The organism is Paenibacillus foliorum (assembly GCF_013141765.1).
Lineage (GTDB): Bacteria > Bacillota > Bacilli > Paenibacillales > NBRC-103111 > Paenibacillus_S > Paenibacillus_S foliorum.
Map to the genome: position 1 here is coordinate 24,733 of NZ_WHOD01000109.1, position 11,666 is coordinate 36,398.

An 11,666-nucleotide genomic window follows, 5' to 3' on the forward strand; every position below is an offset into this window, starting at 1 on the left:
ACGGTTTTGTTACTGACTATTTCGCTTCGCAGTCGATCATAACGTGAATGGTATCTCCTTTATGCTCATTCCTCAATTGGAATGCTCGTGCAACCTCTGCTAGAGGAACAACATGAGTTATCATTTCCTCTGTGTTGACTAGTCCGTCCAGAACAAGACGCAGACCTTCATCGAAGAAACGTCGATTATCGATGTCACGTTTAGGCTCCGTAGACAAAATATCCAGCCTTTTTTTATGAACCTTGAAGAAATCAACCGGTTTGTGGCAGGTGCCGATGCAGCCGTACATAACTATACGCCCGTTTTGAGCCGCAGCGTTAATGGCATCCACCATTCCCGCTCCTTCCAGCAAGCAAGGAATAACTACGTCAAAGCCATCAGGGAAATCGGCTCCGACAATATCCATTGTATTTGCATGCTCATTAGGAAGTTTATAAGTATGGGTAGCTCCATATTTCCGGGCTAGTGCCAGCTTTTCATCAAACAGGTCTGTAACAATTAAATTTCTCGGACTGAACATATTTACCACTTGGGTCATCACTAAACCGCTGACGCCCTGCCCTGTGATTAATACATTCTTATTGGGAGATATATCGCCCAATTCGGCTGCATGGATGATTCCGGGAAGCACCTCAATTAACGAGCCTTCGATTAATGGAAGGTCTTTAGGCAGTACCTTCAGTGAGAAGGGAGTGCAGCACACATATTCTGCAAATGCACCCCATACATACCTCAGTGCTACATGATCGCCTTCCTTGACACCAATCACGTTAGGTCCGATTTTATCGATGACTCCGGCTACTTCATGTCCAAGTCTGGTTGGGTACGAAATAAATTCAGGCTCGCGTGCGCCTCGGAACACTTCAACATCACTGCCGCAAATGCCGACCCACTTAACCTTGACGCGTACCTCTCCATCCTTGGGCTCAGGAATCAAAGCCCTTCTGACACTAATCTCTCCAATTGCATCCATAACAGCACACATCTGCGTACCGGGACCCTCGTAGTCCACCAATTCCATAGGCGGTACTGACATTTTTCTTACCATATGTTCAAATCTCCTTCCACTTAGCTCCAAAGCTGCGTTATTTATCCGTATCCGGAATTTCTATGCCATAACTTCCCACATTCTCTCGCTGACTTCATAGGTTGTCTTTTCTTCATTTAAGCCCCGTATAATGTCCTTCACCACTTCCTCCATCAACGAAAGATGGCCTTGTACCGATGCTCCGGCAACATGCGGGGTGATGAGTACATTCGGCAAGGAACGAATCGGGCTGTCCGCTACAAGCGGCTCTTTCTCGAACACGTCGAGCGCTGCGAAGAAACGTCCGCTGTTAAGCTCGTCCATAAAGGCTTGCTCATCCACAACAGGACCGCGTGAAGAATTGATAAAAACAGCGCCATTAGGAATGAGCGCCAACAATTCACGGGTTAGCATTCTTTCCGTAGCGGGAAGCTTAGGTGCATGTACCGAAATAATGGGACAGCTCATAACTTCCTCTAGGGATGCTCTCGTAACGTTCAATGCAGCTGCCGCTTCCTCGGACAAATACGGATCGTAAACAAGTACGTTGACTTGAAACGGCGCTAACAGTTTGATGAAAGCCCGGGCTGTGGAGCTAGCGGAAATGATACCGATTGTGCTGCCGGTAAGCTCTCTGCCTTTAAGACCAAGCTCTCTCCATTGGCCTGCCCGCAATGAGGCATCCAGAGTAGGCAGATGGCGAAGGGATGCAAGCAGTGCCGCAAGGCAGTATTCTCCCACGCTTAACGCGATACGGGGAGCCGCAGAGAATACCCTAACACCACGTGAAAAGATTTGCTTAGGAACTAAATTCTTCACCGTTCCGGCCGCATGGCCTATTGAATGAAGCTTGACCGCTTTCTCCAATGCTTCTTCGCTAAGACTAGGAGAACCCCAGCTCGTAATAATCACTTCGGCGTCACTAACCATTTCGGCCAGCTCTTCCTTCGTGTAATCCTTGCCCGTTTCATTCCAGGATACATCGAAATGTTCATTCAAGAGTGTCCGACATTTGTCGGAACAGACCTCTTTCAAACGTGATTCCGGTGAGAGCACCAATGCTTTCTTCTTCATGGGTATAGTTCCTCCTAAGAGTTTCGTTTTAGTGAAACTGACTTGGTAAGCATTTGTTAAAGCTATCTTTAAGACTGAATGGGCACAACCTGATGCGTTCGCATGGATTCGAAACAAGCGTCTATAACCTTCATCACGCGAATGATTTCTCGTCCCGAAGCAAGGGGCTCTCTTCCTTCACGGATAGCGTCCGCAAATTCTTCGAGCTGCCAAGTAAAATTAGAGTTTGTTCTGTCGCATTCATCCTGTTTTTCGCCATTCATCAACAGCTCGTATTCATCCTTCAATTGCATCATGCCATTCGTGCCGATCAGGTAACGTTCGTAGATACTGTTCTGTGTTGACCATATCCGTTTGCCTGTTAGTCCTTCTTCATCAGTCGGGCGTGCTCCTGCATTGAATGACATGAGAACGTTAGCCATTTGACCCTCGCCAAAATTAAGCGAGATGGCGACCTCATCCTCTCCACTCCAATTAGGATTGTTGGAATGTCCTTGCGCATAAACCGAAAGCGGCATTTTATCGTATGCCCACACGATATAGTCCAAAATATGGCTGCCCCACAGCGGAATGATAAATCCGCCGATTTTGGATTCGTCCTTCCACCAATCGGTCGCAGGCTTATCCATATGTGCAAGCAGCAGCGCATTAATATTGATCAGCCCGCCGATTTCATTCGCTCTGACCCGCTTGATGGACTCCATTACAGGGCTAAAGAAACGACGGCTCTGGCCGATCATTAATGTGGCGCCGTTCTCCTCGGAAGCTAACGCCATTTCTTCAGCTTCCTGAACATTCATCGCCATAGGCTTTTCTACCAATACATGCTTACCAGCACGAAGTACCTTATTCGAATATTCCGCGTGAATATCATGCGGCAGTAGCAGCAGGAAAGCATCGATGTCCGGATCGTTGACCGCGTCATCATAGGATGTGTAAGTTTTTACGCCTTCCCACTGTTCAGCCTCTTGCCGCAGCTTATCTTCATCTCGGGTTACCAGTGCAACCAATTCAACTTTATGTGCCAACTCCCGTACTGCCGGAAGATGAGACTTTGATACGCGTCCCAATCCGACAACGGCCAATCGCAATTTTTGCAGCATGGGCCTCTCGACTCCTTCTCTCTATTTATTTAATGCTTTTTTTATCCTGATAAGCCTTGTTAAATTCATCGATCATCTTCATGTAATTGGCATCTGCTTTGTAGGACTTAACCATAGCATCCCATGACTCGATCGGTTCTTTACCCATCATGACTTTAACTTTCATATCGTCCATTTTCTTCTTGAAATCCGGTCCTAATTTCAAATCAATATCAGACAACAGACCGATCGATACATCAGGCACTCCATATTTGCCACGTTCATCAACGATTTTCTTGTTGCGTTCGAACATTGCCTTCGGCATTCCAACACGATATGCCCACAGGTACGGATCATATCTTTCGAAAATTTTACCGAACGAGCTTTGCGATACACTCTCTTTGATTGCTTGTTCTGTCGCTGTTTTAAAGCCATCTACCACCTTGAAATGGATGTCCTTAAGACCGTAGCAGGCCAATTCAAAGCCTTCCTCGGATGCGCCGTAATCCATCAGAGCCAGGATTTTCTTCATTTTGGCTTCAGGGACCTTTTTCGGAATCAAGTAAAGTCCGGCAAATCCGCTCCCTGTGTGAACCATTTTACCAGCAGGGCTTTGAAGAAAAGTCATGGCTACGAAATCGGCTTTCGGATCAAGCTTCTGTGCACCTTCTGTAGCACGGTATACGCCTTCTGTCGTATCCATTTGGACGCCGACTTTACCGGCTTTTGCCATATTTTCATAGTCTGTAGTTTTCATAATGGTGAAATCTTCAGGCAATATTTTATCCTTGTACATTTTATTCAGATAAATAAGCCCGTCTCTTGTTCCTTGCTCCAAATCAGTGTCAACCAGCTTACCGCTTACGTCTTTCCACTTACCGTTACTATTGTTGAAAATATCGATAACTTTTTCCCAGTTCTTGCCGTTATATCCGTACGTGTCAGCCTTGCCGTTCTTGTCTGGGTCTTTTTCAACAAATGCCTTCATAGCGATATAGAATTCATCCATCGTTTGCGGCATCTTCAGTCCTACGTTATCCAACCAATCTTGGCGGATATTGAAAAAGCTGCTTCCATGAAGCGGGCGTACGGAGGGCAGGATGAATTGCTTGCCATCCACTTTTACGCTGTCCATAATTTCTTTCGGATAAGCCGCTAAGTTCTTATAGTCCTTCAAATAAGGAGTCAAATCCCAGAAAGCGCCTTGTTTAATCATAGTAATGGCTTGAGTTTGTTTCATATCCTTGATCTTCATCAGGTCAGGAAGGTCACCCGATGCCAACATAACATTCTGCTTCTCTTCCCAAGCGTTAGGAGATGCCCAGGTAATATTCAGTTTGGTATTCGTGCGTTTCTCGAATTCCTTCGTAACCGGATTGTCAGCCGCCGGGGGCTCGGGAGTACTGAACTCTGTGAAGATACTGATTTCTGTCGGTTTTTCATCTTTTACAGCACCTGCTGCACCTTTATCTGTTCCTGGTGCTGCGCCGCCTGAGCAAGCTGACAAGATCGATGCTACCATAATGAATGAGAGTGATGCTGGCACCGCTTTACGTTTAATGAACTTCTCTTTTTCTTTCATACTAACCCTCCTAATTCATTTTTAAAAAGATTATCCTTTCACCGAACCGAGCATTACACCTTTGGCAAAATGCTTTTGCAGGAACGGATAAACACATAGGATTGGAATCGTCGCAATTACGACAGCAGCCATTTTTAAAGTTTCGGTAGGGATATTTTGTCCAGCCATCATCTCTGCTGCAGCCGATCCCCCTGCTTGGGTCGAGGAGTCGATCAGCATATTGCGCAGCACGAGCTGAAGAGGCCATTTAGCATGATCATTGATGTATAATACCGCACTAAAGAAAGTGTTCCAGTAAGCGACTGCATAAAATAATCCGAATGCCGCCAATGCAGGAAGCGACAACGGAAGGACGATTCGGAAGAACACTCCGATATCGGTTGATCCGTCGATAACAGCGGATTCCTCCAGCTCAACTGGAATGCTGTCAAAGAAACTCTTCATCAAGATGACATACCAGCCGCTTGTCAGCACTGGCAAAATCAATGACCAGATACTATTGATCAGTCCCAAATCGCGAATCAGCAAGTAAGGCGGAATCAAACCCGGACTAAACAAAAGCGTAATAAGAATTAGCAGCATGATGATTCTTCTGCCTTGCAATCGCTTACGAGACAAGCCGTATGCGAGTGCAGCTGTAACTACCAAGCTTAACGCCGTTCCGAGGGTAGCTAGAATTCCGCTGATCATGGTGGCGTTTCGGAAGGCCGATGTAGACAACAAGTATCTGTAAGAATCCAAAGTCCATTTTTGTGGAAATAAGATATATCCTTGCTTCCTGATATACTCTGCCGGGTCCGTAAAAGATACAACAAATACATAATACAGTGGATAAAGCGTAATGATCGCTACGATGCCCAGCACAATTATATTAGCTGTATCAAATATTCGGTCCCCTATGCTTCGTTTCATTATCCTCACCTCGTTACCGATATTTAGCGATTAATACACGCCTTCTTCACCAAAGCGTTTGGACAGCTTATTGGCTGCAACAACCAATATTAATCCGACTACTGATTTGAACAAACCAACGGCTGTACTAAAGCTGAATTGCCCCTGCTGAATACCCAGGCGATAAACGTAGGTTTCAAACACATCTGCGACATTGGACACGGCTCCATTCATCATCAAGAACACCTGCTCAAACCCAACATCCATAATATGACCCAGCTTCAAAATGAGCAATACGATAATGACACTTCGGATCGCGGGCAGCGTTACATGCCAGGCTTGCCGTAAGCGATTGGCACCATCCATTTTTGCCGCTTCATACTGCTGAGGATCGACCCCGGCGATGGCTGCAAGGAAAATGATTGTTCCCCATCCGGCTTCCTTCCATACATTCTGTATAGTAAGTAGAGCCCAGAAATTGTTCTCATTCGTCAAAAAATCATATTTGGCAAACCCAAGACTGACCAGCATCTTATTCACAATCCCAGACGACTGAGACAGCAGCAAAAAGGTAATTCCCGCGATAATAACCCATGAAAGAAAGTGAGGCATATACACGATCGACTGAATCCACTTTTTGTATATTTCATTGCGTAATTCGTTCAATAAAAGGGAGAGCACGATCGGTAGAGGGAAAAAGAACACCAAACTCAGCAAGCTGATAGCCATCGTATTTCTAAATAATAGGAAGAAGTCCGGGTTTGAAAAAAAACGCGTGAAATGCTCAAAACCCACCCAATTACTTTTCATTACACCCATGTACGGCGAGTAGTCTTGAAAAGCAATGACGACTCCCCACATGGGAACATATTTGAATACTAGAAAAAACAATAGGCCGGGAGCAATCAATAAATAAAGAAATTTGTCTCGTTTAAGTCCGTGCATCACATGCTTCCATCTGCTTTGCGGTGCGGTTTTTGCGAGACTGCCCAATTGCAATTCGCTTTGAACTGCCATGGTGCTGCACCTCCCTTTATAAAAGATCCATTGAAATGTGTAAGCTTATTACTTAAATAACGACTTCGCGTAAGCCAGATCCTCAGCAATGTAGCGGTCCTTGTTATCCAGATCCGTGTATTCCGCTGTCAAGCATACTACACCGGAATAGTTTCTTTCTTTCACATAGCCAGCAATCCTTGGCCAATGCGCCATACCATGCCTTCCGGTAGTAAAATGGCGCTTCCACTCGGCTGTTTCAGCCTCAGGTCCATTACTGCGGATAAAAAATCCGTTTTTCAAGTTGACCATAGCAAGATGAGACCATACGATATCCAATCCGTATTCGGGCTGCTGTCCGGCAAAAGCATCATGTGCTGCGTCCCAAACCACACCCACATGCTCGGGGCTTAGATCACTCATCAAGTTCATAATTCCATTGGAATCAATGATATAGTTCCCGTAATGCTGCTGAACGCCAACCTTCACGCCGTATCTCTCACAAAGTGGGATAAGCTGCTCCAGCTTACGCTTGGTCCGCTCTTCCGTAGCTTTATAGCCGTCCTGATCTATATTGACCATGATCCGTATCACCGGTACCCCAGCCTCCGCACATGCGGCGAATACTGATTCATCGGTTGAAGCGGCAACGCTGTATATTTTGACCCCATGTTCATCTAGCTGCTTGGCGAATTCCGGCAAAGATTTTCCGACGGTTTCAGGCTCAACCTGAAATCCCGCACGGACGGGCAGCTCAACGCCATCAAATCCGATACCGCTTACAAAGCGGGCCAAGTCATGAGCTGACTTGTCTTTCCAATGCTTGACAAAGAGCGAATAAGAAACTTGCTTTTCCAGGTTCTTCATACCAGCACTCCCCTATTGAACTTTTATATCTTCCTCGAAAGGCTTCGATCAGAAGCTTTTCTTAAACGTTGACATTAGGCTTCACTGTACTAAGTAAGTGCTGCAAATCATTGTAGCATTGCTGCGCTAACGCCGTGTGTACAGGAAGATCGGAGCCCGGCTTGCTTACACTTTCAATGGTGAGCAGTCCACTATACTCGATTTGTTCTAGCCCCCGGAATACCTCATACCAGTCAATACCTCCCTGATTGATGAGACGGTGACAGTAGTAGCGTTCCTCATTGTTGTTCTTTTTTGCTATAACCCGATGGTATCTTCCGATGTGCGGTACATAATCACTGTACTCGAAAGCCCAAGGATATTGATCCCCTTTTAATTCCACGATATCTTTGATATGAACATTGTAGAGGTATGGCTTTAACCGCTTTATCGTTTGAATTCCATACTCTGTCGGCACTTGATATAAGTTGACTGGATCGAGTATCAATCCCACGTTGCTGCGTCCAACCGCTTCTACAAATGCGATGGATGAATCCTCATTGTCACACAGCGTCCCATGGTGCATTTCAATAACAGCCTTAATATTTCGTTCATTTGCCAGATCAGCACATTTTTGAAACCATTTCACAGCTCTTGCAAAATCCTCTTTAGAAACCTCGTCAGAATGCTGGAAGCCCGGATTCAGTCTCATCATGCCGCATCCAATTGTTGAAGCAAAGTTCAGATAACGCTCCCATTTTTGAAGCTCTGCCTCATTCTCCTCCTCAGTATTACAAGCAAACCCGCCTGCAAACAAAGAAAGATTAGTCGGTGTAAGTTTATAGCCATCAAGCAAGCCTTTAATTTGCTCTACCCGCTCCTGTGGAATGTGACCGTCCTTCAATTCTCCAACACCACGAATCTCAACACCTTCATAACCGATAGCGGCTGCATCCTTCAAAAAATGCTCAATTGTTGAGTCATCATACATATTTCCACCTAATACAATCGTTGCTTTCATTCTATCCCCTCCGTAATAGCGCTTTCATTTCTATGAGGTTATCATAATGTAAATCAGGGACTTATGTCAATATATAAATTAAGTATTTAAAAAAATAAAGTTTTAAGTAAAAAAAGCAGTTTTATTTGTATATTAAACTTGATCTTTGTTTTGTTTTTTATTAAATTAGATATATTACTTATATAGAGTAGTGGCTGCCTGCTATTTGATTGAAGAAATCGAAATATTTACCATTCATCTTGAGTTTCAGGTATAATCGATTTAATTACAGAATGATATGCGACGGTGAAACTTATGATAATTCCTAACAAAAGCGATCAAAAGGGCAGTAAAACCAGCATCATCCAAGCATTGCGCATGCACGGCTCCATGCCCCGGATTCAACTGACCAAAATTACCGAGCTCAGTCGAGCCACTATTTCATCAACGATTTCCGAGCTTATTGAGTGGAATCTCGTGAAAGAAACGGAAAAAGCTCCTTCCACAGGAGGGCGTCCCGCCATTTCACTAGAGTTGGTTCCCGGATCCCATGCTATTATGGGTGCCGATTTGGATAATCAGGCATGGACGCTCGGCGTATTCGATTTACTAGGCAATGTGCTTCACAAGACCAAAATACCCGTCAGCTCCTCACGACCTGAGGAAGCAGTTCAAGAGCTGGTTGACCACACTTCCAAGTTTGTTCAAGAATTCGATAAAGAGGTTATCCAAATGTTTGGTCTGGGTGTGCCCGGACTTGTGGATACGAGGCTTGGCATTATTAAGAGTGCATCAGACTTGGGCTGGTCCAATGTGGATATTGAGGAAATGGTAAGTAAAGGGCTTGGTTGGCCAACTGTGGCAATTAACAGGCACCGTGCACGGGGTCTTGCAGAATGCCGATTCGGTTCAGGGAAAGACTATAATCATATGATTTATGTCGGGGTAGGCTCAGGGATTGCCGCTGGTATTTTTAACGATCGTCAGCTCGTATCCGGTTCGTTCGGCGGTGCTGGAGAGCTCGGCCATATTACGGTAGAACCGGACGGCCCTGTGTGCCCGTGCGGAAATAATGGCTGTCTGCACCTGTATTCAACGGCTTCCGCAATGGAGCAGGAAGCCCGAAGGCTACTTCGTGCAGGTCAGGAAGAAAGCACTTTAAGAAGGCCTGGGCTTGACCTCCAGCTTCTGCGTGCAAAAGATGTTTGTCTGGCTGCGGATCAAGGCGATGCGCTAGCAATTCGTGTCGTTAATCATGCTGCAACCTATCTGGGTATTGCATTGGCGAATCTCGTCAATTTACTTAACCCGGAAGCCATAATATTAGGAGGGGCCATACCCGGTATATGCAGCACCTATGTACAAACCGCGACAAAAGTTATGCAGCAGCGCTCCATGATGGCCCTATCAGCAGGAATTACGGTTAACACGGCAACATTAGCGGAAATTGGTGGGGCGCTCGGCGCTATCAACTTTGCACTGGATAGACATTTTTCTTTTAATATGGTGCAGTAAACAAAATTTGCGTTATTAACAAAATAACCCAAGCTCCATAAAAAGGGATGCTTGGGCTATTTATAGTTGTTACTGAACTAACGCATGTACACCGGCCAATATGATTCCAATCAAAAATCCGCAAATCGCACCGTTCACACGAATCCACTGTAAATCTCCGCCAATTTTATCTTCCATCAGCTCAATAAGCGTCGCATCGTCAAAGCGGTCGATGTTTTCTTTGATCAACGTCCCTATTTTGTGATGATTAGCTTCAATCAATCGGGCAATTTGCTCTCTCAATCCTAGTTCCATTCGATTTAACAGCTCTTCATTCTCTTCAACCCGCTCGATCATACGTGATAAGAACGGAATGACATGGGTCTCAGCAAACTGTTCTTCACGTACCCACTCAAGAGCTTGCGTCTGCAGCCGTTGCAGCAGCTCAAGCAGCTTATCCCCAAGCTTCCATTCGGTTGCAATCTGCTCCTTCCATTTCTCTAGCTCCAACGCAATATTCTCCTGATGCTCAGGCTTATTCAACCAATCTCTTAGTGCTTCCATCACCGCTTTGCGGTTAGCATTATCCTTAGACCTCAAGCCTTCAATCCCTGTAAGCATAAACTGCTGAATTAAGCCGCCAAGCTTTTCTTCATTAAAAAATCCAACGAACGCATTCAAGGCAAACTGCATGAGTCCGTTTGTTTTCAGATGGGCCAATGCTTGCACAGCCATAATACCCATTCGGTCGCGAATTTCATTCTTGCTGACCAGCTTCTCCGCCAAATCCAGCACAAAATCAAACGCTTTCTCATCATAACCTCTTGCGTAGGCTTGTCCGAGCGTTTTATCAATCAAGCTGCGCAGATCCAACGTACCTAACAGCCGAATTATTTCTTTCTCCCCATAAGCAGCCAGCTTCTCCAAAGGAATTTGCTGTATGGCAAACTCACTTATTTTCGCTATCCCTGCTTTAGCGCCGTCTGTAGCCAATTGCTGTTGAGCGCCGCGCAAAAGTCTTATAATAATGGGAACCTGAGCCAGCTTGTCCATAATGCTCTTCTTGCTCAAAAGGTCATCCTGGATCGTAGAAATAAATGCTCGAGAAACTTTATCCCGATTTTTAGGTAAAAGAGCCGTATGGGGTATAGGAATACCAAGCGGATGCCGGAATAACGCGGTAACTGCAAACCAATCCGCCAACCCTCCCACGAGCCCTGCTTCAAATCCACTTTGTAAAAAACGAACCCAAGGTCCGTCCACAAACAACGTCCCTACAAACCCCGCCGCCATGATTCCGAGCGACACCGTTGCCGTATGTTTGGATTTCCCCGTCATTATAATTGTCCCCTCTGCAAAAGATCTCTGTAGCTTAATCCCTACCTATATATCTACTAATGAGAGTTCAAAAAGTCAACTTTTCAGCACCGAGAAGTACAAGTTTTCGTAGAAAACTCGCTTCGTAAGCTTTGAAGAAGGAGTAACGGAGTTTAGGCATAACCGTTTATGAGCACCGGGCTTCAATTCTGAATGCAAGATTCGATGTCGAATTAGCTTCCTGAGAAACTTCGCGATCAAATGCGGACTTTTTGAACAATCTTTACTAGAATGACCAAACAGACTTAATAATAGACAGAAAGACCACAGCGGTCAACAAAAAAGTATTCACGGCAT

General features: G+C 45.3%; 10 protein-coding genes. 1 reads left to right on the plus strand and 9 read right to left on the minus strand.

What is annotated here, in order from left to right; genetic code table 11:
* Window positions 1-16: 16 nt before the first annotated feature.
* The 8 genes from GC093_RS29035 to GC093_RS29070 form a co-directional block, all read right to left on the minus strand.
* Window positions 17-1,048 (minus strand): zinc-dependent alcohol dehydrogenase, encoded by a 1,032-nt coding sequence (locus GC093_RS29035; protein ID WP_171655436.1) that lies wholly within the window; start codon window positions 1,046-1,048, stop codon window positions 17-19.
* A 60-nt stretch (window positions 1,049-1,108) separates the two neighbouring features.
* A complete protein-coding gene (locus tag GC093_RS29040; RefSeq protein ID WP_171655437.1) occupies window positions 1,109-2,101 on the minus strand; it encodes a hydroxyacid dehydrogenase in 993 nt (330 codons plus the stop codon).
* Window positions 2,102-2,169: 68 nt separating this feature from the next.
* Window positions 2,170-3,204: a Gfo/Idh/MocA family protein gene (locus GC093_RS29045; RefSeq protein WP_171655438.1), complete on the minus strand. Its 1,035-nt coding sequence runs from the start codon at window positions 3,202-3,204 to the stop codon at window positions 2,170-2,172.
* A 25-nt stretch (window positions 3,205-3,229) separates the two neighbouring features.
* A complete protein-coding gene (locus tag GC093_RS29050; protein WP_246315611.1) occupies window positions 3,230-4,765 on the minus strand; it encodes a type 2 periplasmic-binding domain-containing protein in 1,536 nt (511 codons plus the stop codon).
* Between the two features lie 30 nt (window positions 4,766-4,795).
* On the minus strand, window positions 4,796-5,677 hold the full coding sequence (locus tag GC093_RS29055; RefSeq protein WP_171655439.1) for a carbohydrate ABC transporter permease: 882 nt from the start codon (window positions 5,675-5,677) through the stop codon (window positions 4,796-4,798).
* 30 nt (window positions 5,678-5,707) lie between these two features.
* Window positions 5,708-6,673: an ABC transporter permease gene (locus GC093_RS29060; protein ID WP_171655440.1), complete on the minus strand. Its 966-nt coding sequence runs from the start codon at window positions 6,671-6,673 to the stop codon at window positions 5,708-5,710.
* Window positions 6,674-6,721: 48 nt separating this feature from the next.
* Window positions 6,722-7,519 (minus strand): sugar phosphate isomerase/epimerase family protein, encoded by a 798-nt coding sequence (locus GC093_RS29065; RefSeq protein ID WP_171655441.1) that lies wholly within the window; start codon window positions 7,517-7,519, stop codon window positions 6,722-6,724.
* A gap of 61 nt (window positions 7,520-7,580) precedes the next feature.
* Window positions 7,581-8,519, minus strand: a complete 939-nt coding sequence (locus GC093_RS29070; protein WP_171655442.1) for a sugar phosphate isomerase/epimerase family protein — start codon at window positions 8,517-8,519, stop codon at window positions 7,581-7,583.
* A gap of 294 nt (window positions 8,520-8,813) precedes the next feature.
* Between GC093_RS29070 and GC093_RS29075 the strand changes: the two genes are divergently transcribed.
* Entirely contained in the window at window positions 8,814-10,013 is a 1,200-nt protein-coding gene (locus GC093_RS29075) for an ROK family transcriptional regulator (protein ID WP_171655626.1), read from the plus strand.
* A 69-nt stretch (window positions 10,014-10,082) separates the two neighbouring features.
* Here the strand turns inward: GC093_RS29075 and GC093_RS29080 are convergent, their stop codons facing one another.
* Entirely contained in the window at window positions 10,083-11,330 is a 1,248-nt protein-coding gene (locus GC093_RS29080) for a DUF445 domain-containing protein (RefSeq protein WP_171655443.1), read from the minus strand.
* Window positions 11,331-11,666 lie beyond the last annotated feature (336 nt).